The sequence below is a fragment of the Achromobacter sp. 77 genome (genome assembly GCF_020541125.1).
GTDB lineage: Bacteria > Pseudomonadota > Gammaproteobacteria > Burkholderiales > Burkholderiaceae_B > Achromobacter > Achromobacter mucicolens.
This window is the reverse complement of the sequence record NZ_CP059848.1, coordinates 2,509,514-2,534,230: the sequence shown is the minus strand read 5'-3', so window position 1 is coordinate 2,534,230 and position 24,717 is coordinate 2,509,514. Positions and strand designations below refer to the sequence as shown.

Below are 24,717 nucleotides of genomic sequence, written 5' to 3'. Positions count from 1 at the left end.
CAGTCAGGCAGCGGCGCAGCGGGCAAGCGGCGCGCGCCAGGCGGGGTGGTACGAGTCGATCGACAGTGAAGGCATCGTAGGACCACCACCGCAGCCGCGGTAGACACGGCGCGGGAAGCACGATGTTGTGCGATGCGCACCAATGCCGATGGCGCATTGGCCCGCCGCGCAAACCTGCTCAATTCAACTCGGCGCCAATCTCCGAGTCCCGATACGCCACTGCGGTCATCGCCGTCAGCACAAAGATCACGCCAACGCACCCCACCGCGGCCAGCACACCCTGCAGGGCCTGAACGCCCACGTAGTCGTACAGCATCGGACGCAAGTCGTTGCTGGCGTGCGCGCCCAGGACCAGCAACGTGAGGAATGCCAGCATCAACGGCCACCGCGGATAGCGCATCGCGCCACGCACCGCGCCAAACCCATACGTGCCCGTGACCGCAGCGCGCGGCAGGCTCAGGCCGTACACGGCCAATCCGTACAGCACGGGCAGCCACACCAATGCCAGCAATGCCATCAGCATGCCGTAGAACAATTCATCGTTGCCGCCGCCGATCAGCATGTAGAGGACATACGGAAGATCGCCCGTGGCGCGCGCGATCGCCATGCCGCCAACCGCCAGTACACCCAGCAACACGAAGTGCCGGGCTTCTGGGCTGCCGCCCCGCGCGGCGGCCGTACGCGCGGTCTCGCCCAGCAATACCACCCGATGCCACGCGTACGTCGTGCGCGCGAAGGCGATCAGGCAGACGAGCGCCAGCGCAAGGATCAGCCAATCCTGAAGCCGATACAAGGGAGACACGACCAGCGCGAACGGCAGCGTCAGCACGAACACCGCCAACGACCAGGGGGCCGCGGCCAACATCGCGCGGCCGTGTTGCCGGATGACGCTGGCGGTCGCCGCGACGAGGCGGCCTGCTCCGAGTTTGCTGGACACGAGACTCCCTTGCTCTGACATGGTGGGTCTCGTTTATACCGCACGCAACGTGGTCAAACCGGGACAGGCGGCCACTATCTCGGTTACCCTCGCGGACCATTCCTTTACGCCCTATCTTCATGAAGACCATTCCCCTTGCATTCGCCGCCGCTGCGGCCGCCCTGCTGCCCACGCTGGCCAGCGCTGCCTACACGCCCACCGAGATTGAACGCGCCGTTCTGGAATATGGCATCCGCGAAGAGCATGATGCGCTGCTTGCCGCCGATTGGCGCCTGCTGGGCCGGGTGATGGATTATTCGCGTGTGGACGCCCAGAAGATCTCGGACATCTACGCCAAGGGTCCGAACGACAAAGTGCCGCCCGTGATCGACGATTCCTTCGTGATCAAGACAACCATCGACGCTGCCGCCGCGAAAGCCGGCGTCGTCACCTTCGCCGGCACGCGCGGGGCCACCGTCCGCGCCATGCTGCCGGCCGGCACCAAGCCCGCCGACGCCCTGCTGCTCAATTGCACCAAGCTGGCGTGGGCCGATGGCGTTGCCACGTTCTCGCAATGCCAGGACTGGGCGCCGATCGCCGAGAAGACCGTCGCCACGTTTCGCGCCGACATCGCCGCATTCCTTCAAGGCAAGCCGGTCAAGAAATACGTGGCAAAGTTCGTCGTCGACTACTTCGTCGTCGCGGGCGACATGCCGGACAAATCCGGCTGCCCTGACGACCGCAAGGCCTGCGACCAGGCGATCCGCAAGACCGACATGACGAGCGCCGGCTACCCGGCCGTCAACGAGCGCTTGCAGGCCGCAGGCGTGCAGACCGGACGGTAGGCCCCCAAACCCGGAACGATTGCAAAGCCAGGCTGGCGCGAATTCACGCTTCCAACGGAACGGGAACCTGATCCGGTTCCAACGCGCGCATCAGCCTGGTCCATTCCTGCGGCGTCAGGTGCGGCTGGATGGCCTGCAGCACGGCCTCGAAGACCGGCGCCGGAACGGCCATCTGCAGGCCGCCCAGCAACGCGGCCCGCTCGTCGGGCGTCATGGCCGGAATCATCCACCGCAGCACGCACAGATTCTCGGCCGGCGGCAGCGAGGCCACGATGGCGCCCTCCAGCGCACGCAGTTCGTCGTCGCTGTAGCAGGACCATAGCGCCTGATTATGCTGGGACTCCTCCACGTGCATGTGTACGAAATTTTCCCCCACGAACAACGCCAGCCCGCGGTACAGCCGCAGCGCGGCGTCCGTTCGAGCGGCGGCATGCCGTGCGGCGCCCAGGCACGCCACCGCCTCGCGCAACGCCGTGATCGCGGCCAGGTGCTCGGCATGCTCGCCAGCGACGCGTGCGCTGGAACCCGGACGCCGTGCTTCCATGGCGGGATGAACGAAGTCGTTCTCGTGACCCAGATGGCTGGCGCACAAGTCCGCCAGCGCAAGCACGCGTTCACAGACCGCCCGCGTGGCGGCGGCGTCATGCACGTCGATCCGGCCAACGGCCAAGAGCGTATCCATCATCATGGCGCGCAGCGCCTTGTGGATGCCAACATAGATGTCCACGCGCGGCGCATCGGCGCCGGACGGCGGAAAGGACGGGGAAGCAATCAGGCAGTTCATGGAGTAGACCTTTTGTGCGGTGAAAAAGCGGGATTCGCGCGTTGAGCAGTGGTGCGAATGCCGGCCGCGGCGCCGGTCCAATCCCGAGTGCCAGCCAGCGAAGACAGTCTAGGAAAAGCCCGGGCCGCGCGTTGCTAAAAGTCTGTTAAGCAGCCTATGATTTCCGGCACGCCGACGTCCAACCGTCTTGAGGCCTCGCGCCGTGCCCAGACTGCCCGCCGAATGGAGCCTTAGCCTGTCCGCCCTGCCTTCGCTGCGGCTGGGCAGTTGCGATCTGGACGGCAATCCGCATGTCGGCCGCGCCCTGGCCGTTGACGCGCTGCCCGACGGCCGTCTGCTCGTGCTGATTGCCGAATGCGCCGCGCCCCGGGTGGTGGCCGCGGTGCGAGAAACCGCCCAGGTCGCCCTGCTGGCCACCTCTCCGCGCAGCAACCGCACCCTGCACGTCAAAGGGCATGACGCGCGCGTCGCGCCTGCGCAGCGATCCCACGACGCCCTGCTGATGCTGCGGCGCGACACGCTGGCCCGCGAACTGGCCGACGTCGACGGCTTTGCCGGCGCGCCCTTCCTGGACCACTGGTACGGCATTGCGGCACACGCGATGACGGCCATCACCTTCAGCGTGGCGGGTGCGTGGAACCAGACGCCCGGGCCCGACGCCGGCCAGGCCATCGCGCTGGAGCCTGACGCATGAGCGCCCTGACACTGCTTGGGGTGCGCCGCATTCTGGACGGCGGCATTCCGCCCACGCTTTGCAGCGTGTCTGCCGACGGCATTCCCCACGTCAATCTGCTGTCGCACGTCGAGTACGTGGACACGAACCACGTCGCGCTGACGTTCCAGTTTTTCAACCAAAGCCGCAAGAACATTCTTGCCACGCGGCGAGCCAGCCTGATGGTCGAGGATCCCCGCTCCGGCGGCGGCTTGGGCCTGCAATTGCGCTATGTGCGCACCGAAACCGAAGGGCCGGTCTTCGAGCGGCTGCGGGCCAAACTGGCGGGCATCGCCGCGCACTCGGGCATGGAGGACGTATTCCGGCTGCGCGGCGCGGATATCTATGCGGTGCTGGACATCGCGCCCCTGCACCCGGGCGCGCCGCTAGCCACGCTGCAGCCGCGCTGCGATCTGGCGGCGGGTGCGCGCGCCGTTTCGGCCCGCCTGGCCGAATGCGGCGAGCTTGCCCAACTGCCGCAGGTCGCTTTGGACGGACTGCGCCAGGATCTGGCTGTCCGGCACGCCATCCTGTGGCTGCTGGATGGGGATCGCCAGACGCTGTATGCGCTTGCCAGCATGGGCTACCCGCAGCAGGGAATCGGCGCCGAACTGCCGCTGGCCGAAGCGGGCCTGGTTGGCGTGGCCGTGCGCGAAGGCGTGGCGCTACGGATCGGCCATATGGCGCGCATGTACCGCTATGGCCGCACGCTGCATCAGATCGCCGTGGACAAGCACTGGACGGGCGGCCAGCCGATCGCCCTGCCGGGCCTGGCCACGCCATGCAGCCAACTGGCCGTTCCGCTGCGCGCGCGCGGGCGGAGCGTGGGCGCGCTGCTGGTCGAAAGCGAAAGCGATCAGTTCTTTGGCTATGACGACGAGGACGCGCTGGCGGTGCTGGGCGCGCAGCTTGCGCAGACGCTGGTAGCGTTGCAACGCGCGGAACTGGACGCGGCGCCGCCCATGCCGACGCAGCACCGCGCCGTTCCGCCCGGGCACGCATTCGCGAAGGGAGACCCGGGCGCAGGCAGGAATACGGAGCCTGCCCTGCATCTGCGCTACTTTCCCCGCGATGGCACGATCTTCATCGACGACCAGTACCTCATCAAGGGCGTGGCAGGCGCCATCCTCTGGAAGATCGCCAACGACGCCCAGCGCACGGGGCGGTGGGACTTTTCGACGCGGCAATTGCGGCTGGCGGGCAGGTCGCTCGGCCTGCCCGACATCCAGGACAACCTGGGCGTGCGCCTGCTGCTGTTGCAACGCCGCCTGGCCGACTGGGGCGGCCCCCTGCAGATCGGCAAGGTGCGGCGCGGCTGCTATACGCTGACGGCGGCACGCGCGCTGCGGCTGGAATCCGCCGACGACGCGGCGGCGTGATACACGGGCAACGGCACCCGCCAGAGGTGTCGTTGCCCGTGCCGCGATCGCCGTTCGGTGGCCTCAGCTGCGCGCCGGCTCCGTGCGCGCGGGATCGGCTTCGGCCTCTTCGCGGGCCTCCAGCTCGTTGCCCAGCACCTCTGCCGAATCGGCGTTGGCCGCTTCCGGCTTCAAGCGGCGGCGCGTATGGCCCGCGGCGCGCGCGTCCCCGCCCTCGTCGGGCCGTTCGGCCTGCAGGTGCACGTTGGCGGGCGGCGCAAAGCCGCGCTTGTCCTGCCCGAAATACACCACCGTGTGCGGGTACGGCAGCTCGATGCCGGCGGCGTCGAAGTGCTTCTTGAGCAGCCGGTTGTAGCCGCGCTGCACCGCCCACTGCATGCCGGGGGTGGTCTTGATGAGGATGCGGATGGTCACGCCCTTGTCGTTGACCGCCGTGACGCCCGCCACGGTCATTTCTTCCAGGATCTCCGGTCCCAGCACCGAATCCGTCATCAGTTCGGCGAAGGCCGCGCGCAGATGCTCGATCGCGTCGTCCACGCTTTCGCGGTGCGCAATGGTGTATTCGCCCAGGTGATACGAGAAGTCACGCATGTGGTTGGCCACCACGTCCACCGACGAGAACGGCACCAGATGGTAGCCGCCGTCCAGCGTGCGGATGCCGACCGAGCGGATGGTCATCTTCTCGACCGTGCCGAAAACGCCTGCCACCTGCACCACGTCGTTCTCGTTCATCCCGTTCTCAAGCTGGATGAAAACCCCGGTGATGATGTCCTGTACCAGCTTCTGCGCGCCAAAACCGATGGCCAGACCCACCACGCCAGCGCCCGCGATCAGCGGACCGACGTCGATGCCGATCTGCGAGAGCAGCACCATCAGCGTCATCGTCACGATGACGATCAGCGCGGCGTTGCGGAACAGCGCCAGCAGCGTGCGCTCGCGCGCGCTGGGCATGCCCCGCTCTTCGCTCTGGCTCAGGCGGTGCTCGATGATGCTGGCGATCACCGTCCACGCCAGCATGGCAATCAGGAGGACGATGACGATGTTCAGCACCACCTTGATCGCGGCGGCGCCGGCGTCCGACGCCAGCCAGCGCGACAGGTCAAAGGCCCGCCACGCGTCCAGGATCAGCAGCACGATGATGATGCGGATGATCCAGCCCACCACCTTCAGCGCGGCCGGCACGTAGGCGTTGACGCGCGCTTCCAGCAGCGGCAGCCGCCGGCGCAGGTCGTCCGACAGGCGGATCGGCTTGGACAGCATGGCATTGAGCAGCAGGATCAGCAGGCTGCCCACGCCGATGACCAGCAGCGTCTGCGCCGTAGCGCGGGCCATGAAGGGCAACGCGTCCGTCGGGTCGACCTGGCTGACTACCAGCAGGATGGTGAAGTAGACGATGCCCAGCACGTGCCAGATGCGCGACAGCAGGCGCAGGCGCGATCCCATGAAGGTGGCGGCGCCAGCCGCGCGGCGGTCCAGGCGTTCACGAACGGCGTGCCGGTTCTGCCAGATGACGCGCACGGCGTAGATGTACACCGCCAGCATGATCAGCATGGTCGTCAGCCGTCCCAATGCGGGCGACAGCGCCGCCGCCATCACGGGACCGACCACCAGCGTGCCGTAACCGGCCGCCGCCACGATGCGCACGAGCCACGCGTTCCAGTACTTGGCCAGTTCGTCAGACATCGGCAACAGGCGCAGATGCGGATGGCGCACGGCGAACACCGTGCGGATCAGCACCTTGACGATCTCCACCGCCACAAATGCCTGCAGAAACAGCGAGGCCAGCCCGTCCAGCGTGCCGCGCCCCGGCGTGGTCCAAAGCGCCGCCGCGCCGCCCGCCATGGCGGCCAGCAGGACGACGGCCACGTCGATGGCCAGCGCGCCGATGATCGCGCCCGCGCGGCGCGCCAGCACCTTCATGGACGCCGGCTTGCCGCGCGCGGGCGGCGTGCCGGTTTCGCAACCGTGCTCGGCAACCCAATGGTCGATCCGCGTATAGATGCGCATGGCGATCATGCGCAGCAGGATGAAGGCGATGATGGTGGCGATGACGGCCATCGCCAGCGGCAGCAAGGCGCTACGCGCCTGGCCGCTGTCCATGCGCAGGTTCTGGCCCGACGCCAGCGCGCGCAGGTCGTCGGCACCCTGCCCCATGTCGGCCGCAATGCCGGTCAGGAAACGCTGCACACCGTCGGCCATGCGCTCTTGCAGACTCGGCTCGCCCGCCGTGGCGGCTGCTGGCGTGGCGGGCGCCGCGCGTGATGTCGAGCTGCCGGCCGGCGCCTTTTTGTCGCCGGCCGCCTGCGACCGCAGCTGGTCGATCAGGGCCTGGCGGGCTTCGGGGTTGTCCAGCAGGTCCGCCAGCGCAGCGGGCGTCAACGCCGAAGGCGTGGCGGCCGGCTCCTGCGCCGACGCAGCCGGCAGCAGCGGGAACGCGGCCACCGCCGGGGCCTGCCACAGGAACGACAAGCAACTGAGCATCGCCGCCAGCAGCCAGGCCGCCAGCCATGGCCTTTCCCGTCTGCGCCGCCAGGAGACGGCGGCATGATGGCGGGTCGGAAGGGAGTGCGATGCTGTCGTTGCGGATCGAACCACTAATAAATCTCCTCTGCGATCAGGGCATGGATGCCAGGGCAAAAAAAAGCGCCGGCGACCGGAGTCGCGGCTGGGTCACTGGCACATGATAAAGCCCATGGGTCTGTCCCCTTTGGGAGCGGCGTGCCGATCGGGACCGGGACCCGTGCGCCGGGGCCCTATCCCGACGGCCGCGCGGGGGCCGGACGGGCGGCCTTATCGCCGCAGGCAATAAACAAGCGGCGATTAATTCGTTGGTGCGGACGCGCCCATTGATTAGAGTCCAACGCCGCCCTACCCGCGCCGCAATCCGGGCGGCGCGCCCAACCACGAGTCCGCTTCATGCCCCCCCGATTCCAAGCTGCACGCCGCAACACCCTGCTCGCCCTTGCCCTGGCCGCCATCGGCATGGCCACCGCGCACGCCGATCAACGCGTTATCCGCATCGTCGTGCCCTACGGCACCGGCGCGGTCCAGGACACCATCGCTCGCGCCATCGGCGATGAACTGGGCAAGGCCCTGGACGCCTCGATCGTGATTGAAAACCGCGCCGGCGCCGGCGGCACCGTGGGCACCGCCCAGGTCGCCCGCGCCAAGCCCGACGGCAACACCCTGGTCCTGGCCGCCGCCAGCCACAACATCGCCGGATATCTGTACAAGAACCTCAGCTACGACCCCGGCAAGGACTTCACCGGCGTCGCCTACATCGGCAACACCGGCTACATCATCCTTGCGTCCGCATCGCTGAACACCAGGAACACGGCCGAATTCATCCAGGCCGTCAAGGCCAAGCCCGGCGCCTACGACTACGCGTCCGCTGGCAACGGCAGCGCCTCGCACCTGGGCATGGCGTCGTTCCTGACGGCCGCCGGCGCGCAGATGCAGCACATCCCCATGAAGTCCACGGGCGACGCCGTGACCGAACTGCTGGCCGGCCGCGTCCAGGCGGTCACCGCCGCCACCATCGGCGTCACCGCCTACCGCAACGACCCGCGCGTCACGTTCCTGGCCTACACCGGCAAAACCCGCTCACGCTTTGCCCCCGACCTGCCCACCGTGGCCGAAAGCGGCCTGCCCGGCTACGCCTTCGACTCCTGGCTCGGCCTGCTGGCCCCGGCGGGCATCTCCGCCGCCGACCGCGACCAGATCAACGCCGCAGTGAACAAGGTGCTGGCCGACCCCAAGGTGCAGGCCCGCCTGGCCTCGCTGGGCGTCGAAGCCGAAGCGAAGTCGGCGGCGCAGTTTCAGGAATTGCTGAAGGCGGATTTCGAAGCGGCCGGGAAGGTGGTGGCGGCGTCGGGGGCTCGGGTGGAATAAAACCTGCGCGCCTCACCGCCTGCGCATCCCATCCAGCAGCAGATCCGTCATGAACTCGACCAGCGCTTTCTGCGTGGCGGCGTCGGGGAGCTGGCGGGTGAAGCGTTCGATGATGCCCATGAGGGACTGGCCGAACCACTCGGGCGAGATTTCCGGGCGGAACAGGCCTGCCTGCTGTTCTGAGCGGACGTTGTCGGCGATCAGGGCCACCAATTCGTCCTTGAGCGCTTCGGCGGCGTCGGCCTGGAAAAAGCCGATTCGCGTGAGGTTGGGGTCTTCCTGCAAGATAGCAAGCAGCGTGCCGATGCCTTGCCGGATGCGCGCGACAAGCGCCGCGCCTTCGAGGTCGCCGGGCAGGCGGGCCTGGCTGATGGCCTGGCGGAGCCGTTGGGCAAACAGGCCCACCAGCTGGTCATAGGCGGCCTGCTTGCTGGTGAAGTATTGATAGAACACGGGCTGGGTCACCCCGGCGCGGGCGACGATATCGCTGACGCGGGTGTGCTGGAATCCCCGCTCGGCGAATTCCGCCGCGGCGACGGTCAACAGTTGCCGCCGCGTGCGTTCACCTTTGGTGAGACGCTTGTCCTGCGGTGCCGAATCGGGTAGTGCCGTGATCATCGCGGAAAAGTACTACCGATCCCTGCTTTGCGCTACCGAAGGCGACGCAGACTGGCCGCGCGCTGGCCATTTCGGCTTGCAGCCGTGCCGCCGTCACACGCCTGAAATCACTTGAAATTCCCGTAGCGATTCTGGACATACCGCCCAGGCGCCGGCGCAGTACAGTACGCCTATCGTCCGGCCTGATGGCAATCTGCCCATGCCGGACGGTTTTGGAGCAAAATCATGAAGCGGTTTGTGGGCCGGGCGGTTGTTGTGGCATTGGCGCTGGCGGTTGCCAGCGCCCCAGCAATGGCCGGCGGGCGTGGCGGGAATTGGGGCGGTTATGGTGGTGGCTACGGCGGCGGTCATGGTGGCGGCTACCATCACCACGGCGGCGGTGGCAGCAGTTCCAGCGGCTGGTGGATTGGCGGCGCGGTTGCGCTGGCGTCGATCGGACTGCTGCTGGCGGCCAATTCAGGGCCTTCCTACGTGCAGACCGGGGTTTATTCCTCTGGGGTCGGCTATACCAGCCCGCCGCTGTATGCCGCGCCCGTATATGGCACGACGGTCTATGAAGCCGCGCCGGTCTACAACGCCCCGGTTTACGAAGCGCCGCCGGTTGCGTATTCCACGCCGGTCCCGCAGTACGCGCCGGTGCAATACGAGCCCGCGCCCCCGGTCAATGCCGCCCAGGCGAACGCCACCACGGACTGCCAGCGTTGGGCCATGAACCAGAGCGGTTACGATCCCGCCACCATCACCCAATGGACCACCCAGATCATGGTGGACACCTACAACCGCGCACTGGACTCTTGCATGACCAGCCGCGGATATCGCGCAAACTGACAGGCGCGGTGTCGGGGTTAACGGCCGGCGCGCTCGAACGGCACGCTTCAGCGGCGCCAACCGCGCCCGGCAAATATCAAGCCGACGGCCAAGAGCACACCCGCCGGCAGCACCCAGACGAATCCCGAGTCCGTGTAGACGACCTGTTCGATCGGATCGTAGTAGCGGCCCAATTCGTTGAACTCCCACCGCAAGTACTGCGCGTACCAGGCGTAAAAGAAGACGGCGGACAGGATCAGGCTTGCCATCGCGGCCACGCGGGCAAACGCGACGCCCCGATGGGTGCGAACGGTGCCCTTCCAGGCCAGGTAGCCGCATCCGGCTACCCCGGCCAGCACCAGCCAGTCGCCCGCCTCAGCCAGCATCGCCTGCCTCCAGTTCGGCCAGGAACGCCGCCGCTTCAGCCCATTGGTGTTCGCTGAACACGGACAAGCCTGCACCGCGCAGCAATTGCGCCGTCACGCCCACGCCGGGCTGCCGGCGGCCTGCAAAGTGGCCGTCGTAGACGTAGCCGCTTCCGCAGGACGGACTGCCCTCTTTGAGCACGGCGATGCGGATGCCGTGGGCCTGCGCGGCTGCCAACGCCTCGCGCGCCCCGTGCACGAACGACGCCGTCACGTCGTCGCCCGTCACGGCGACAACGCGCGCGTGGCCCGCCAGCACCGAGGCCGCGTCCCTGCCCGGCTCGATTTCCGCCGGGGGCCGGGGGATCGGCATGCCGCCGGCCACTTCGGGACAGACCGCCACGACACGCCCCTCTGCCAGCCAGCGGGTCAGGACTGCACCGCCTTGCGGCACCCCGCGACCGTCGTAGCGCACGGGGTTTCCCAGAAGGCAGGAGCTGACCAGAACGGGTTGCATTTGGGATAGGAGCCAAGCGTGGCGGGCGGCGGTCCGGGATGTCCCTGCGGTCAGGCCGAATCGGCCTTCTTTGCGGCCTTGCGCGGCGCGGTCTTGCGAGCCGTTTTGCGCGCCGGCTTGGCAGGGGCAGCAGTGTCGGCGCCGATGTCGGCGGCAGGCGTCGATGACGGCGCCGGCTGGGCGGACTGCGCCGGGGCCGAGGCGTTCGGGCGCTCGGGCGTTCCCTGCGTCTCGGCCGCCGCCTCCGTCTTGGCCGCCGTCTTGCGGGCGCCCCGGGCGGGTTTGGCAGCAGACTTGGCGGCGGATTTCGTGGCGGGCTTGTCGGGCGCGGCATCCGAAGCGGCCTCGGAAGCGGACCCGGCGGTTCCTCGGCGCGCTCCGGCGAACGGATCCGAGGCCTCGCCCCGGCGTTCGCGTTCCGTTTTGGCGGGCGGCGCAACGAACATCCATTCGGAAACGTTCACGACGGGCGGCGGACCAGAGACAAGCGCCGATTGCGGCAGCGGGGGCATCGGCCGCATCAAGGGGGGCGCCGTGTCGGCGGCTGGCCTCCCTTTGGGGGTCTGTCCTTCTCCCGCAGCCGGCCCTTCCGAGGCCGCTTGGTTTTCAGGCGCAGCCTGCCCGCCGGACGATTCCGTCACCGCGGATGCCGCACGCGCTTCGGTCGAACCCTGCAGCGCGGAGCCCGCTTCGGCGTGCCCGGGCTGAGCCGATTGCCGCGCGTCGTCGCTGCCTCTCGCGCCCCGCCCCCGGCGGCCCGAACGTCCTTGCCGCGCGTTGTCCTTCTGTCCGGCATGGCGCGCCCCCGGGGATTCTTCCCCAGGCGTTGCGTCCGCCCCCTGACCTGGCGCCTGCGACACGTCCACCTCCGTGCCGCCTTCGGTCTGCTGCGGCGCGTCGGGCTGCTTCCAGGCATCCGCGCCTTCGGCAAGCGCCTCGGGCGCTGCCCCGGTCTCGTCCCGATCGGCGCTTTCGCCCTGCGAGCCGGCCGCGCGGCCGCCCTCGGCCTTGCGGCCACCGCGCGACTTGCGGGCATTGCGTCCGCCCGCGGCCGGCGCTTCCCCGTTATCGGTCACAACGTCGACCGGCCCGGCGCCGTGCGCCTGACCGCCCCGGATCGAAGGCGCGTCGCCCGTGCTGTCGCGGTACACGTACGTGCCGGACTTCTCTTCGCGGCCGACCTCCAGAAAGCCGCGCGACTGCGCTTCTTCCAGCAGGTTTCCGAACGCGCGAAAGCCATAGTAGGACTCGTTGAAATCCGGCTTGCGGCGTTTCAAGGCGTCTTTCAGGGCCGACGCCCAGATCTTGCCGCTGTCGCCGCGTTCGGCCATCAGCGCCTCGAAGGTCTCGACCACCATCTCGACGGCGCGCGTCTTGCGCGCGTCCTGCTCTTCCTTGCGGCGGCGCTCCTCGTCGGGCGAGCGGCGCTGGGCGCTGGCGCCCCGGGTGTCGCGCCGTGCCTCGGCGGTACGCTGGCCTTCACGGGCCAGATCGTCGTAGAAGATGAATTCGTCGCAGTTGGCGATGAGCAGGTCCGAGGTGGACTGCTTGACGCCCACGCCGATGACCTTCTTGTTGTTCTCGCGCAGCTTGGACACCAGCGGCGAAAAATCGGAGTCGCCGCTGATGATGACGAAGGTGTTGACGTGGGACTTGGTGTAGCAGAAGTCCAGCGCGTCCACGACCAGGCGGATGTCGGCCGAGTTCTTGCCCGACTGCCGCACGTGCGGGATTTCGATCAGTTCGAAATTGGCCTCGTGCATGGGCGCCTTGAATTCCTTGTAGCGCTCCCAGTCGCAATAGGCCTTCTTGACGACGATGCTGCCCTTGAGCAGCAAGCGCTCGAGCACCGGCCGGATGTCGAACTTCTGGAATTTGGTGTCGCGCACACCCAGCGCCACGTTCTCGAAGTCGCAGAAAAGCGCCATGCTGACGTTTTCGTTGGGGTTGTTCATGTTCTCTCCAATGCCACGGTCGACAAGGCCAAGCCAGGCCTTCGACCGCCAGAATCCGCCCATGATATACATATCCGCTTGATCTTCTCCTCTGCCGCCCTCTGCCCGCCATGCCAGACGCCCTGCCGCCCGCCGAACTCCTGACCGACCGCCTGGTGCTGCGCCCCCTGTCCCTGGACGACGCGGACGCCATCCAGCGCACATTTGCCCACTGGGAGGTCGTGCGCTTTCTGGCCGACAAGGTGCCTTGGCCGTACCCGGCCGACGGGGCACGCCAGTTTCTGGTGAATGCCGCGCTGCCGGCCATGCGCCACGGATCGCAGTGGCATTGGTCGATCCGCACGCGCGCCCAGCCGGACGAGCTGATCGGCGTCGTCAGCCTGATGGACGATGATCCTGACAACAACCGCGGCTTCTGGCTGGACCCTTCCCACCAGGGTCGCGGTTACATGACCGAAGCCAGCGCCGCCGTCACCGCCTACTGGTTCGGCGTGCTGGGCAAACCCGTTCTGCGCGCGCCCAAGGCCATCGCCAACACCGCCTCGCGGCGGATCTCGTCGCGCAGCGGCATGCGGCTGGTGGGCACCGAAGAGCGCGGCTTCGTCAGCGGCCGCCATCTGGCCGAGATCTGGGAGATCACCCGCGAAGAATGGCTGGCGCAGCAGGATGCCGTGACCAAGCCGTAGACCGTCCCCATTTTGCGCCCGGCGGCTGCGTTCGGTTAGTCGGACGGCCGCCAGAGCGCCGCAAGCAAATCGCCCGCCTGACTGGCGGATTAAGCCGGCGCTTACCGCCTATTTCGCCCCGCTTTCCGGCCAATTGATCGGGGCGTTCGCTGGCTAGAATTCCCGACAATCCGGCTTTCCGCGCGTGGAATGCCATGTTCTCGGGCAAGATCCATGAATCCGTCTACCGTCATCGGCGCCGTTGTCGGCCTGCTCACGCTCATCATCGTCGTGGCGCTGTCCGCCAACGACGCCAGCATGTATTTCAACCTGCCCGGCCTGGCGATCGTGCTGGGCGGCACCTGCGCCGCGCTGTTCATCGCCTACCCGCTGCAGGAAGTCGTGCGCGTCTTCAAGCTGGTGCGCACGGTGTTCCGCAACGACCAGCACGACCAGCAGCGCGACATCGAGGAGCTGGTGTCGATGGCGCAGCTCTGGATGAACGCCGACGTGCATAAGGTCGAGCACGAGCTCAAGAAGGTGTCGAACCCCTTCCTGCGCACGGGCGTGCAGCTGATCATCGACAACACGCCCGAAGACCAGATCATCGAACTCCTGAAGTGGCGCGTGGCCCGCCTGCGCGCCCGCGAACAGGCCGAAGCCCAGATGTTCCGCGTGATGGCCACCTTTGCCCCGGCCTTCGGCATGCTGGGCACGCTGGTCGGCCTGATCAACCTGATGGGCGTCCTGGGCGACGGCAGCATGCAGACCATCGGCCAGCAACTGGCCATCGGCCTGATGACCACGTTCTACGGCATCCTGCTGGCCAACCTGGTCTGCAAGCCGATCGCGCTGAAGCTGGAACGCCGCACGGCGCGCCGCGTCGAGTCCATGAACATGGTGCTGCAGGGCATCTCGATGATGTGCGAGAAGCGCGGCCCGGCCATGGTGCGCGAGACCCTGAATTCCTTCGTCATGCACGTCGAAGACGAAATCTATGACGGCGGCGCCGACGCCAAGCCCAAGGCCAAGGCCAAGACCGAAGGCCAGGTCAAGCCGGCTGCATCCGCCCCCGGCGCCACGGCCGCCGCCCCCGTGTCCATCGCCCGTCCCGCTGCCGCGCGTCAATGAGCCTGATTTCCCCTTCCCTTGCGCAGCGGATCGAGCAGGCCCGCCAGGCGCAGCTGCGCGCGCAAAAGGCGGCCGCCGCCAGCGGCTGGCGGCCCAGCGACAGCGATCGCCAGGACCGCTATGCGCGCTGGCACGTCGAGGATGCCGTTGAGCAGGATTCCGAGAACTGGCTGCTGAGCTACCTTGACCTCATCACGCTGCTGCTGGCGATGCTGGTTGTGATGCTGGCGGTCGCACTGAACGGCGGCGGCTACGCCAAGTCCGAAGCGCCCGTGGAGCTGGTGGGCACGCTGGCCGCGAGCGGCTTGCCCAAGTACGACGGCGAGTATGCCGAGTTCGAGATCGTGCAGATCCCGGCCAGCTGGACCGAAGCGCCCGCAGCCGCCACGGCCACCGCGGCAGCCGCGCCCGCCCCGGCCGATGACGAGGTCGTGGTCGCCGAGGCCGCCAAGCCGCTGACCGCCCCGTCCAAGGAGTCGCTGGGCCTGGCGGACCTGGGCAATTCGGTGGATGTGATCGTCAATGAACAGTCGGTCAGCTTTCGCATCAGCAACGAGCTGCTGTTCGCCTCGGGCCAGGCCACCCTCAGCAACGAGGGCCTGAACGTGATCAAGCGCCTGGCCGGCATCCTCAACAAGAACGACTACCAGGTGTCGGTCGAAGGCCACAGCGACCCGGTGCCCATCCTGACCAAGCAGTTCGCCTCGAACTGGGAGCTGTCCAGCAGCCGCGCGACCAGCGTGTTGCGCGAACTGGTGCGCGACGGCGTGGCGCCGCAACGGCTGCGCGCGGTGGGCTACGCGGAGACGCGCCCGATCGAGTCCAACGACACGACCGCCGGCCGCGCCGCCAACCGCCGGGTCGAGCTGATCATGGACATCGCGCCGCCCCAGGCCAAGACCGCCGCCGCCCCTCAGGCGCCTGTCGCAGGCAAACGGGCCGAAACGCCCCAGGCCGCCGCGCCCGCGGTGAACGCAGCAACGCCGGTCGCCAAGACGGCGGGCGGCAAGACGTCGGCCCCGAACGCAAAGCCCGCCGGGAATGCCGCGAAGGCGCCGGCGTCCGCCGCGCCGGCCCAGTCTTGATCGCGTCAGCGATCCCTTTTTTAGAAACCGGCGCAAGCCGGTTTTTTTATTGGCCCGCCGCCGTTCTCGGACGACGCGAAGGACGAGCGATGTAAGGGACGCTTGATGTAAAGGACACTTGACACCCCACCCGCGCCCCGCCAGAATGTCAAGCACGCTTTACATCCACAAGGGCTTTTCATGAATCAACACCAGGCCAAGCGCCGTTATTTCAAGGAGCTGGGCATCGCGCTGGCGCTCTATGTCGTGCTGCTGGCGGCCGCGCTTTGGCTCAGTCTGGACATGCCGTCCGGCCTGCTGCGCACCGTCGTGCTGCTGACCCCCATGCTGGCATTCCTGCTGGCGCTGCGCGCCGTGGTGCGCGCCGTTCGCCGGTCCGACGAATTCATCCGCAAGACCACGCTGGAACACCTGGCAATCGCCGCTGCCGTCACGGCGGGGGTCACGTTCACGTATGGCTTTCTGGAGATCGCCGGCTTTCCCAAACTGAGCATGTTTGTGGTCTGGCCGCTGATGGGCGGGGTCTGGGCATTCACGACCATCGTCGACACGCTGCGCCATCGATGAAAAACCGCATCCGCGAATTGCGCGCCGAACGCGGCTGGAGCCAGGCGGCGCTGGCCGAACGCCTGGACGTGTCGCGCCAGACCGTCAACGCCATCGAGACGGGGCGATACGATCCGAGCCTGCCGCTCGCCTTCGCCATTGCCCGGGTTTTTCAGGCCTCGATCGAATCGATCTTCCAGGAAGACTGAGCCCCCCGCCGCCATGGCGCGCGCGCGGGGCCGGCGGTAACCTAGCAGCCCCGCCGTTCGCGGCGTCTGCCGTTTGCTCTGGGAGTCCCCATGCCTTACCTGCTGCTGATCGTAGAACCGGTGGGCCAACGCGCCCAGCGCACGCCCGACGAAGGCCGCGAGGCCTACGCGCAGATGGTGCAATATGCCGAATCCCTGCAGTCTCGCGGCCTGCTGACGCGCGCCGAATCCCTGAAATCCGACGCCGAAGGCGTTCGGCTGAGCATCCGCGATGGCGAACGCCGGCTGATGGACGGCCCCTACGCCGAGGCCAAGGAAATGATCGGCGGATTCTTTCTTCTGACCTGCGAGACCCGCGAAGAGGCGCTGGCGCTGGCGGCCGAGTGTCCGGCCGCGCAGTGGGCCACGGTCGAGGTCAGGGAACTGGGGCCCTGCTTCATGTGACGCAGCACCGGCCCGGCAGTCTGGCGCGGGCCGGCGCCTGCATCAGCAATTGCCCTTCTTGGCCTGTCCGGGCGGACAGAAGCCGCCCCGGCCGCCGCCATCGTGCGGGTCGACGACCACTGAACCTTGTGGCGTGTACACGGCACAGCCGGTCAACAGGGTGGCGACAAGGGCAAGACTGAACAGGACTTTCATCGTTGTGCTTCAAAGGGTTGGGGACGGAAGCGAGTGTATGAGAGGCGCCTGCAACAAGGGCTGGACCTTCGTAACGAGGTGCTAGGTCGGCAGTGACGACCCATCGGCTAGGGGTTATCCCTGAATTTGCAGCGTTGATGTCGATCCGGGGTATCCGCGTTCGTCGTACCTATGCAAGCGCCCCTCCGGGCCTTGCCTACCCAGGAGATTCAGATGCGATTCATGATCATCGTCCGGGCCACGCCCGATAGCGAAGCCGGCATGATGCCGGACGACAGCCTGCTCGCCTCGATGGCGACCTATCACGAAGCGTTGGTCAAGGCGGGCGTGTTGCTGGATGCCAACGGATTGCAGCCAACATCAAAGGGCTGGCGCGTGCGCTATGACGGCAGCGGCGAACGCAACCTGATCGACGGCCCGTTCGCCGAAACCAAGGAACTGATCGCCGGCTACACGATGATCCAGGTGCGCTCGCGCGAAGAGGCGATGCAGTGGGCGATGCGCTTTCCGTCGCCCTTCCCCGGCCAACCCTGCGAAATCGAGGTGCGCCAGGTGTTCGAACTGGATGACTTCGAACCCAGCCAGGAAGTCGAGCGCTTCCGCCAGATGCCCGCTCCCAGCCTCTGATTCCGACGAGCCAACCCCTGACAATTCCAACGAGACACGCCATGCACAAACAGATCTTCGTCAACCTTCCCATCAACGACATGCAGAAGTCCCAGGCATTCTTCAAGAAACTGGGCTACAGCTTCAATCCCGATTTCACCAACGACCAGGGCGCCTGCATGGTCGTTGGCGACAACCTGTACGTCATGCTGCTGGTGAAGGACTTCTTCAAGGGCTTTACCGGCAAGCCGGTGGCCGATGCCACCCAGACGACGGAAGTGCTGGTCTGCCTGTCGTGCGAGAGCCGGGCGGAGGTCGACGACCTGGTGGCGCGCGCCGTGGCGGCTGGTGGCACGGCGCCGCGGGCGCCGCAGGATCACGGCTTCATGTACGCGCACGGGTTCGAGGACCTGGACGGGCATATCTGGGAATTCGTTCACATGGTCCCCGGCGAAGCGGCCGGCGCATGACGAACGCGGCCACGCATCGCGCCATCGAAGCGGTATGGCGGATCGAGTCCGCCAGCGTCATCGCGGGCGTGGCGCGCCTGGTGCGCGACGTGGGACTGGCCGAGGAGCTGGCGCAGGATGCGCTGGTCGCCGCGCTGGAACGCTGGCCCCAGACGGGCGTGCCGGACAATCCCGGAGCATGGCTGATGACCACCGCGAAGAACCGTGCGCGCGACCGGCTGCGGCTCGATGCGCTGCATACCCGCAAGCACGAGCAGATCGGCCATGAACTTGAGGCGCTGCAGGCCGACGTGGAGCCCGACTTCGTCGAGGCGCTGGATGCGGCGCGCCAGGACGACATCGGCGACGACCTGCTGCGCCTGGTCTTTACGGCCTGCCATCCGCTCTTGTCCACCGAGGCGCGCGTGGCGCTGACGCTGCGCCTGCTGGGCGGGCTGACCACGGCGGAAATTGCGCGCGCCTTCCTGGCATCGGAATCGGCGATTGCGCAGCGCATCGTGCGCGCCAAACGCACCCTGTCGGCCGCCAACGTGCCGTTCGAGGTGCCGTCGGCGGCCGACCGCGCGCCGCGCTTGGCGTCCGTGCTGGAGGTCATCTACCTGATCTTCAACGAGGGGTACGCCGCAACCTCGGGCGACGACTGGATGCGGCCGGGTCTGTGCGACGAAGCGCTGCGTCTGGCGCGTATCCTGGCCGAACTGACGCCGGCCGAAGGCGAAGTGCACGGCCTGGTCGCGCTGATGGAATTGCAGGCATCTCGCCTGCACGCGCGCACCGATGGCCAGGGCCGGCCCGTGCTCTTGATGGACCAGGACCGGCGGCGCTGGGATCCGCTGCTGATCCGCCGCGGACTGGCGGCGCTGGCGCGCGCCGATGCGCTGGGCGGCGCGCGCGGTCCCTATGCGCTGCAGGCCGCGCTGGCCGCCTGCCACGCCCAGGCCCGCACGCCCGCGGAAACCGACTGGCCGCGCATCGTGGCCTTGTACGACGCGCTCGCCCAGGCTGCGCCGTCGCCGGTGGTGGAACTGAACCGCGCGGTCGCCATCGGCATGGCGTTCGGCCCGCAGGCCGCGCTGGACCTGGTCGATCAACTGGCTTCGGAGCCGTCATTGGCGAACTACCACTGGCTGCCCAGCGTGCGCGCCGATCTGCTGGCCAAACTGGGCCGAGGCGCCGAAGCCCGGGCCGAATTCGAACGCGCGGCGGCGATGACGCGCAACGCCCGCGAACGCGCGTTGCTGCTGGCGCGCGCGCAGGAGATGCCGCAGGAGTCGGACGGCGGCCCTGCGAACTGAGGCGCGGGGTCCAAGGCGGGGGGCCTAAGACTCAGGATGGAGGCCCGCCGTGACGGCGTGCTTAAATCCCACGCATGCCCCCCCTCGACGCCACCCCTCCCGATATGGCCGCGCCCCCGATCACGGGCGTGCCGGCGGCGTTCGACCATCCCAATGACCGCGCGCAATTCCGCCGGCCGGCCCACCAGCCCGGCGTCGAGCTCTACCGCGCGCACATCATCCGTCACGCGTTCGAACCGCATACGCACGAGGCCTTCGGACTGGGCGCCATCGAATCCGGCGTTGAACGATTCCGTTATCGCGGCGCCGACCATCTGGCGCCGTCCGGCTCGCTGGTGCTGATGAACCCGGACGAGCTGCACACCGGGCGCGCCGAAACGGAAGGCGGCTGGCGCTACCGCATGGTCTACATCGACCCGGACGTTGCCGCGCGGGTCACGGGGGAATCGGGCTGGTGGTTCGGCGCGGCGGTGGGACATGATGCCCCCGCAGCGCAACGCGTGACGGCTTTGCTGGATACGCTGTGGAACGCGTCCGAGCCGCTGGCGTTCGACAGTGCGCTGCACGCGCTGCTTGCCCAGTTTCGACCCCATGCCCGCGTGCCGCGCCCGGCCGCCGCCCAGGGCGCGCCGCGATTCGCCCACGTCATCGAGTACCTGCGCGCGAACCTGTCGCGGCGTCTGACGCTGCACGAACTGGCGGCGCAAGCCGGATTGAGCCCCTTCCATTTCCTGCGCAGCTTCCAGGCGCAGCATCACGCCACTCCGCAGCAGATGCTGATGGCGCTGCGGCTGTACGAAGCCAAGCGCCTGCTGGCCGCCGGCATGCCGCCTGCCCAGGTCGCCCTCGCGGCCGGGCTGACCGACCAGGCCCATCTGACCCGCGCGTTCTCGCGGCGCTACGGCGTCACCCCCGCGCGCTATCAAAGGCAGGCGCACGGTTAGTGGCCCCCCACCGCAATCTCGTACAAGATCTGCCCCGCGCCGCTGGCTAGACTGCCCGCATTCACGACCTGGAGCAATGTATGTGGGCTGGAACCCTTTACGCTCTGGCCGCGGGCCTGATGTGGGGGCTGGTCTTCATCGGGCCGCTGCTGCTGCCGGAATACCCCGCCGCCCTGCAATCCGTGGCCCGCTATCTTGCCTTCGGCCTGATCGCCCTTCCGCTCGCCTGGCTGGACCGGCGCAACCTGCGCCGCCTGACCCGCAGTGACTGGATCGAGGCGGTCAAGCTCGCCGCCATCGGCAACCTGCTGTATTACCTGTGCCTGGCCAGCGCCATCCAGCGCGCAGGCGGCCCGGTCCCGACCATGATCATCGGCACGCTGCCCGTGGTCATCGCCATCAGCGCCAACCTGCGCAACGCCCGGCGCGATGGGCGGCTGCCGTGGAAGCGGCTGGCGCCGTCGCTGGCCCTGATCGCGATCGGCATCGGCTGCGTCAATCAGGTGGAGCTGCAGGCGCTGCGCCAGGCGCCGGACGCCGACCTGTCGCGCTACGCGATCGGCGCCGTGCTGGCGCTTGGCGCGGTCGCCTGCTGGACGTGGTATCCGCTGCGCAACGCCGACTGGCTGCGCGACCATCCCGGCCGAAGTCCTCGCACGTGGGCCACCGCGCAGGGCGTGGCCACGCTGCCGCTGGCGCTGGCGGGCTACGCGCTGCTGTGGATCGGCATGTCGGCCGCCGGCAGCCGTTTCGATATGCCGCTGGGTCCGCGGCCCGACGTGTTTCTGGGGCTCATGATCGCCATCGGGCTGTTCGCGTCCTGGCTGGGCACGCTGTGCTGGAACGAAGCCAGCCAACGTCTGCCCACGGCGCTGGCCGGTCAGCTCATCGTGTTTGAAACACTGGCCGCGCTGGCGTACGCCTTTATCCTGCGCGGCGCCATGCCAGCGCCGCTGACGCTTGTCGGCATCGGCTGCCTGATGGTCGGCGTTCTGCGCGCGGTACGCGTGAAATCCGAGCCCACTGCGGCGGCGGCCTGACGCCTCTTGCCGACCGCCAGCACAAATAATTAGACGTCGTATAATTTTCAACGTCGTTCAATTATTGAAACCGCCATGCCCTTCTCTTCTTTTCTTTCGCCCGCCGCCGACGCGGCCGACGCCGGCCGCCGCGAACGCAAGCGCCAGCAGACGCTGGATCATCTGACGCAGACGGCATGGCGGCTCTTCGAGGCCCTGGGGTACGACGCGATCACGATGGAGCAGATCGCCGCGCAGGCGGACGTGTCCAAAGGCACGCTCTACAACCACTTTCCCGTCAAGGAAGCGCTGCTGGCGCACCGCTTTCACGCCGAGCTGGCGGCGTCCCTGGCCGAATTGTGGCCGGCGCTGAAGGCGTTGCCCACGCTTGCCGCGCGGCTGACGCGCCTGCTGCATGCCTCGGCACACTGGTCCGAATCGCACCGCGCCTATCTCGGCCCTTACCTGCGCTACCGCTTCGCCAGCATGCAGACCACCGGACGCGACGACGAACGCCATCCGCGCAGCGGCCTGCAGCGTGTGTTCGCGACGTTGATCCAGGACGCGCAAGCGGCCAACCAGGCCCGGTCCGACCTGGACGCGGACCTCTTGGCGCACCACCTTCAGTTTCTTTACCTGGGCGCGTTGCTGCGGTGGCTGGACCAGCCCGGCGCATCGCTCAAGCAGGAATTTGACGCCGCCATCACCCTTTTCGTGGACGGCGTCGGCAGGAGCGCGGCATGAGCCCCCTGGTGCTGGACTGGGCGGCGGCGGCCGAATCCGGTCCGCAAGCCGCGGGCGGCAAGGGTTGGCAACTGGGCCGCTTGGCGCAGTTCGGCGTGCCGGTACCGGACGGCTTTGTGCTGGCCGCCCAGGCCAGCCACGCCCATCAGCCGGGCCGGGACGTGCCCGACGCTGTGTTGAACACGCTGCATGAGGCCTTGTGCGAACGCGGCTGGCTGGATCGTCCCCTGGCGCTGCGCTCGTCCGCGCCGCAGGAGGACTCCGCGCGCGCCTCGTTTGCCGGCATCCACTTGTCCTGCCTGAACGTGCGGGGGCCCGAGGCGGTTCACCAGGCGTTGCGGCGCATCTGGGATTCGCTGTTTACGCCCCAGGCGCAGGCTTACCGTCAGCGTCTTGACCTGCCGGCGGACGGCGCGGGCGGCATGGCGGTGGTGGTGATGCCGATGATCGACGCGGTAGCCTCGGGCATCGCCTTCACCATCGATCCCGCGACGGGCCGCCACGACGAGATGGTCATCCACGCGAACTGGGGGTTGGGAGAGTCGCTGGTGAACGGCGAGGCGGACGGCGACGCCTACCACCTGCGCGAGGATTACCTGCGCCAGGCATGGCCCGTCGCGCGGCGGCGCATCGGCGCCAAGCGCCTCGCCACGACCCCGGCCGCCAACGGAGGAACACAGCGCAGCGACACGTCCGCCGCACGCGCCGCGCAGGCCGTGCTGACGGATGCCCAGGCCGAAACGCTGGGCGACATGGCTCGCGACGCTGCCCGCGCGCTGGACTACAGCGGCGCCGGCTACGACATCGAGTGGGCGTGGGACGGCGAGAGATTCTGGATCGTGCAGGCCCGGCCCATCACCGCGTCGGCGCGCCACACCTATCCCGCATTGCAAGGCCAGCCCGACTATTGGTCGCGCGGCAACACGCGCGAAGTGTTGCCGCAGGTGATGTCGGCAATGGAATGGGATGCGGGGCGCGTCATGGCCCAGCGCATGCTGACCTGCGGATTCGAACTGAGCGGCTACGAAACCCTGCCCGGCGTGCGGCTGGCCGCGTTGCTGCATGGCCGTGCCTATCTCAATGCCTCGGTCATCCAGTGGGTCGGCTACGACGCGCTGGGGGTCAAGCCCCGCGACATGAACGCGCTGCTGGGCGGCGCACAGCCCGAGATCCACGTGACGCCCCTGTCCCTGGGCCAGCGCGTGCGGCACGGCCTGCGCATCGTGCGCTATCTTCGCCGTGCCGCGCCCCTGCGCCGTCACGCCGCCGCCAACCTGCCCCGGCTGCTGGCCCGCGCGCAGCAATGGCTCAGGGCGCCCTTGCCGGCGTCAAACTCCGAGCTGGGCGCCAGCTTGCGCCAGCAGTTCGAAACCGTGCTGGCCGCGGATGAACTGTTCTTTTTGCAGGGCTCGGGGGGCGGCGCGCTTTCCAAGCTGCTGGAACTGGTCGAGAAAGCCGTGCCCGGCGAAGGCCATGCGCTGACCGCCGCCCTGATGGCAGGCGGCGACCCCAGCGTCACCGCGCAGCAGGGCTACGCGCTGATGACGCTGGCCCAACTGGCGGCCGAGGACGCGCAGGCGCTTGCCTGGCTTCGCGCGCCGGACCGCGACGACGCCGCGTGGGCCGAGGCGCTGCCAGGCGTCAGCCCCTTCAAGACGGCCTTTGCCGAATTCCTGGACCGCTACGGCCACCGCGCCGTGTACGAAACCTACCTGCGCAACCCGCGCTGGCGCGAGGCGCCGGGCTATTTGCTGAATAGTGTGCTGAACCTGATCGGCGCCGATCCGGCCGCCCTGCGCACGCGGCAACGCGAGGCCGCGCAAGCGGCATGGCGCCGCGTGCGCCGAGCCTTGCCCTTCTGGCAGCGGCCGCTGGCGGCCAAGCTGCTGGCCGCCTCCCGCCTGGAAGGCAACCAGCGCGAGGCGGCGCGCAGCGTGCTCGTGGCGTATCTGGCCGCGGCCCGCCGAAGCGCGCTGGAACTGGGTCGCCGCACCGCCGGTCCGCACGGACTGGCCGCGCCCGAAGACGTCTTCCACCTGAATGCGGCCGAGATCTTCGCGCTGGCGGACGGCCGGATCGGCGCTGCGGCGCTGGGCCGGCGCGCCACGGCCCGGCGGGCGCAATTGCAGGCCTGGTCGGCCCTGCCGGACCTGGATGTCATCACCGAACACGCCGGCGCCACCCCGCCAGCCTGCGAACAGGAGGCGCGTGCGCCTGCGGCCGGCTCGATGAACGCCTGGCGCGGCACGCCGGTGGCCGGGGGCCGCGCGCGTGGGCGCGCGTTCGTGGCGCGCTCGCCTGACGAGGGCCTGGCGATGCCGGCCGGCGGCATCCTGGTTGCGGCGTCTTCCGACCCCGCGTGGACGCCCCTCTTTTTGCGCGCGGGCGCGGTGGTGATGGAAGTCGGCGGTTATCTGTCGCACGCCGCCATCGTGGCGCGCGAATTTGGCATCCCCGCCGTGGTCAGCGTCCACGGCATCCTGCAAGACGTCGCCACCGGCGATGTGCTGGAGGTGGACGCGGTGCGCGGCATCATCCACCGCGTGACGGGCGAAGCGCCCGGCTGATATGTCAT

General features: G+C 68.3%; 26 protein-coding genes. 18 read left to right on the top strand and 8 right to left on the bottom strand.

Translation table 11 applies throughout. The annotated features are described in order from the left end of the window. Window positions 1–178 precede the first annotated feature (178 nt). A complete protein-coding gene (locus H4P35_RS11720; protein WP_226849138.1) occupies window positions 179–958 on the bottom strand; it encodes a hypothetical protein in 780 nt (259 codons plus the stop codon). 98 nt (window positions 959–1,056) lie between these two features. On the opposite strand from H4P35_RS11720, the gene H4P35_RS11715 reads away from it, so the two are divergent. Then, window positions 1,057–1,761, top strand: coding sequence for a hypothetical protein (locus tag H4P35_RS11715; protein ID WP_226849136.1), 705 nt, complete (start codon window positions 1,057–1,059; stop codon window positions 1,759–1,761). A 43-nt stretch (window positions 1,762–1,804) separates the two neighbouring features. Here H4P35_RS11715 and H4P35_RS11710 read toward each other — a convergent pair whose 3' ends face one another. Continuing rightward, a complete protein-coding gene (locus H4P35_RS11710; protein ID WP_152384275.1) occupies window positions 1,805–2,545 on the bottom strand; it encodes a hemerythrin domain-containing protein in 741 nt (246 codons plus the stop codon). Window positions 2,546–2,747: 202 nt separating this feature from the next. Here H4P35_RS11710 and H4P35_RS11705 point away from each other — a divergent pair, with 202 nt between their 5' ends. Together H4P35_RS11705 and H4P35_RS11700 are read left to right on the top strand one after the other, a co-directional pair. Next, window positions 2,748–3,239 carry a hypothetical protein gene (locus H4P35_RS11705; protein ID WP_152384274.1) on the top strand — a complete coding sequence of 164 codons (492 nt, stop codon included), beginning with the start codon at window positions 2,748–2,750 and terminating at the stop codon, window positions 3,237–3,239. Further along, window positions 3,236–4,636: a GAF domain-containing protein gene (locus H4P35_RS11700; protein ID WP_226849134.1), complete on the top strand. Its 1,401-nt coding sequence runs from the start codon at window positions 3,236–3,238 to the stop codon at window positions 4,634–4,636. The genes H4P35_RS11705 and H4P35_RS11700 overlap by 4 nt, the downstream gene beginning before the upstream one ends. Before the next feature lie 63 nt (window positions 4,637–4,699). Here H4P35_RS11700 and H4P35_RS11695 read toward each other — a convergent pair whose 3' ends face one another. Next, a complete protein-coding gene (locus tag H4P35_RS11695; protein WP_226849132.1) occupies window positions 4,700–7,117 on the bottom strand; it encodes a mechanosensitive ion channel domain-containing protein in 2,418 nt (805 codons plus the stop codon). Window positions 7,118–7,552: 435 nt separating this feature from the next. On the opposite strand from H4P35_RS11695, the gene H4P35_RS11690 reads away from it, so the two are divergent. Further along, the gene (locus H4P35_RS11690; protein ID WP_142055566.1) at window positions 7,553–8,527 is read left to right on the top strand and encodes a tripartite tricarboxylate transporter substrate-binding protein; all 975 of its coding nucleotides are present in this window, start codon (window positions 7,553–7,555) and stop codon (window positions 8,525–8,527) included. A gap of 12 nt (window positions 8,528–8,539) precedes the next feature. Here the strand turns inward: H4P35_RS11690 and H4P35_RS11685 are convergent, their stop codons facing one another. Beyond that, complete coding sequence (locus H4P35_RS11685; RefSeq protein WP_226849130.1) at window positions 8,540–9,145, bottom strand: TetR/AcrR family transcriptional regulator; 606 nt, start codon at window positions 9,143–9,145, stop codon at window positions 8,540–8,542. Window positions 9,146–9,370: 225 nt separating this feature from the next. Here H4P35_RS11685 and H4P35_RS11680 point away from each other — a divergent pair, with 225 nt between their 5' ends. Next, window positions 9,371–9,973: a hypothetical protein gene (locus tag H4P35_RS11680; protein WP_226849129.1), complete on the top strand. Its 603-nt coding sequence runs from the start codon at window positions 9,371–9,373 to the stop codon at window positions 9,971–9,973. A gap of 47 nt (window positions 9,974–10,020) precedes the next feature. Here H4P35_RS11680 and H4P35_RS11675 read toward each other — a convergent pair whose 3' ends face one another. From H4P35_RS11675 to H4P35_RS11665, 3 genes are read right to left on the bottom strand one after another with little or no spacing between them, the layout of a single operon-like run. Further along, window positions 10,021–10,338 carry a hypothetical protein gene (locus H4P35_RS11675; protein WP_226849128.1) on the bottom strand — a complete coding sequence of 106 codons (318 nt, stop codon included), beginning with the start codon at window positions 10,336–10,338 and terminating at the stop codon, window positions 10,021–10,023. After that, window positions 10,328–10,834 carry a DUF523 domain-containing protein gene (locus tag H4P35_RS11670; RefSeq protein ID WP_226849127.1) on the bottom strand — a complete coding sequence of 169 codons (507 nt, stop codon included), beginning with the start codon at window positions 10,832–10,834 and terminating at the stop codon, window positions 10,328–10,330. Before H4P35_RS11670 ends, H4P35_RS11675 begins: the two co-directional genes overlap by 11 nt. 50 nt (window positions 10,835–10,884) lie before the next feature. Next, the gene (locus H4P35_RS11665) at window positions 10,885–12,789 is read right to left on the bottom strand and encodes an NYN domain-containing protein (protein ID WP_226849126.1); all 1,905 of its coding nucleotides are present in this window, start codon (window positions 12,787–12,789) and stop codon (window positions 10,885–10,887) included. A gap of 110 nt (window positions 12,790–12,899) precedes the next feature. Between H4P35_RS11665 and H4P35_RS11660 the strand changes: the two genes are divergently transcribed. From H4P35_RS11660 to H4P35_RS11635, 6 genes are all read left to right on the top strand, one after another. After that, entirely contained in the window at window positions 12,900–13,475 is a 576-nt protein-coding gene (locus H4P35_RS11660; RefSeq protein WP_226849124.1) for a GNAT family N-acetyltransferase, read from the top strand. 213 nt (window positions 13,476–13,688) lie between these two features. Further along, on the top strand, window positions 13,689–14,585 hold the full coding sequence (locus H4P35_RS11655) for a motility protein A (protein ID WP_223575682.1): 897 nt from the start codon (window positions 13,689–13,691) through the stop codon (window positions 14,583–14,585). After that, window positions 14,582–15,670, top strand: a complete 1,089-nt coding sequence (locus H4P35_RS11650) for an OmpA family protein (protein WP_226849122.1) — start codon at window positions 14,582–14,584, stop codon at window positions 15,668–15,670. Before H4P35_RS11655 ends, H4P35_RS11650 begins: the two co-directional genes overlap by 4 nt. A 180-nt stretch (window positions 15,671–15,850) precedes the next feature. Further along, on the top strand, window positions 15,851–16,237 hold the full coding sequence (locus tag H4P35_RS11645) for a hypothetical protein (protein ID WP_226849120.1): 387 nt from the start codon (window positions 15,851–15,853) through the stop codon (window positions 16,235–16,237). Then, a complete protein-coding gene (locus H4P35_RS11640; RefSeq protein ID WP_056317041.1) occupies window positions 16,234–16,425 on the top strand; it encodes a helix-turn-helix transcriptional regulator in 192 nt (63 codons plus the stop codon). Before H4P35_RS11645 ends, H4P35_RS11640 begins: the two co-directional genes overlap by 4 nt. Window positions 16,426–16,515: 90 nt before the next feature. Further along, on the top strand, window positions 16,516–16,869 hold the full coding sequence (locus H4P35_RS11635; RefSeq protein ID WP_226849118.1) for a YciI family protein: 354 nt from the start codon (window positions 16,516–16,518) through the stop codon (window positions 16,867–16,869). A 42-nt stretch (window positions 16,870–16,911) separates the two neighbouring features. Here the strand turns inward: H4P35_RS11635 and H4P35_RS11630 are convergent, their stop codons facing one another. After that, window positions 16,912–17,064, bottom strand: coding sequence for a hypothetical protein (locus H4P35_RS11630; protein WP_172802141.1), 153 nt, complete (start codon window positions 17,062–17,064; stop codon window positions 16,912–16,914). Between the two features lie 213 nt (window positions 17,065–17,277). Between H4P35_RS11630 and H4P35_RS11625 the strand changes: the two genes are divergently transcribed. The 7 genes from H4P35_RS11625 to H4P35_RS11595 all read left to right on the top strand — a co-directional run bounded on the left by H4P35_RS11625 (window position 17,278) and on the right by H4P35_RS11595 (window position 24,709). Continuing rightward, a complete protein-coding gene (locus H4P35_RS11625; protein ID WP_226849116.1) occupies window positions 17,278–17,691 on the top strand; it encodes a YciI family protein in 414 nt (137 codons plus the stop codon). Window positions 17,692–17,732: 41 nt separating this feature from the next. Further along, window positions 17,733–18,140, top strand: coding sequence for a VOC family protein (locus tag H4P35_RS11620; RefSeq protein ID WP_226849114.1), 408 nt, complete (start codon window positions 17,733–17,735; stop codon window positions 18,138–18,140). Beyond that, window positions 18,137–19,435, top strand: coding sequence for an RNA polymerase sigma factor (locus H4P35_RS11615; RefSeq protein ID WP_226849113.1), 1,299 nt, complete (start codon window positions 18,137–18,139; stop codon window positions 19,433–19,435). The genes H4P35_RS11620 and H4P35_RS11615 overlap by 4 nt, the downstream gene beginning before the upstream one ends. 74 nt (window positions 19,436–19,509) lie before the next feature. Next, window positions 19,510–20,379, top strand: coding sequence for an AraC family transcriptional regulator (locus H4P35_RS11610; RefSeq protein ID WP_226849112.1), 870 nt, complete (start codon window positions 19,510–19,512; stop codon window positions 20,377–20,379). An 80-nt stretch (window positions 20,380–20,459) separates the two neighbouring features. Then, a complete protein-coding gene (locus H4P35_RS11605) occupies window positions 20,460–21,419 on the top strand; it encodes a DMT family transporter (RefSeq protein ID WP_226849111.1) in 960 nt (319 codons plus the stop codon). Between the two features lie 75 nt (window positions 21,420–21,494). Continuing rightward, window positions 21,495–22,142, top strand: a complete 648-nt coding sequence (locus H4P35_RS11600; protein ID WP_175155352.1) for a TetR/AcrR family transcriptional regulator — start codon at window positions 21,495–21,497, stop codon at window positions 22,140–22,142. After that, the gene (locus H4P35_RS11595) at window positions 22,139–24,709 is read left to right on the top strand and encodes a PEP/pyruvate-binding domain-containing protein (RefSeq protein WP_226849110.1); all 2,571 of its coding nucleotides are present in this window, start codon (window positions 22,139–22,141) and stop codon (window positions 24,707–24,709) included. Before H4P35_RS11600 ends, H4P35_RS11595 begins: the two co-directional genes overlap by 4 nt. Window positions 24,710–24,717 lie beyond the last annotated feature (8 nt).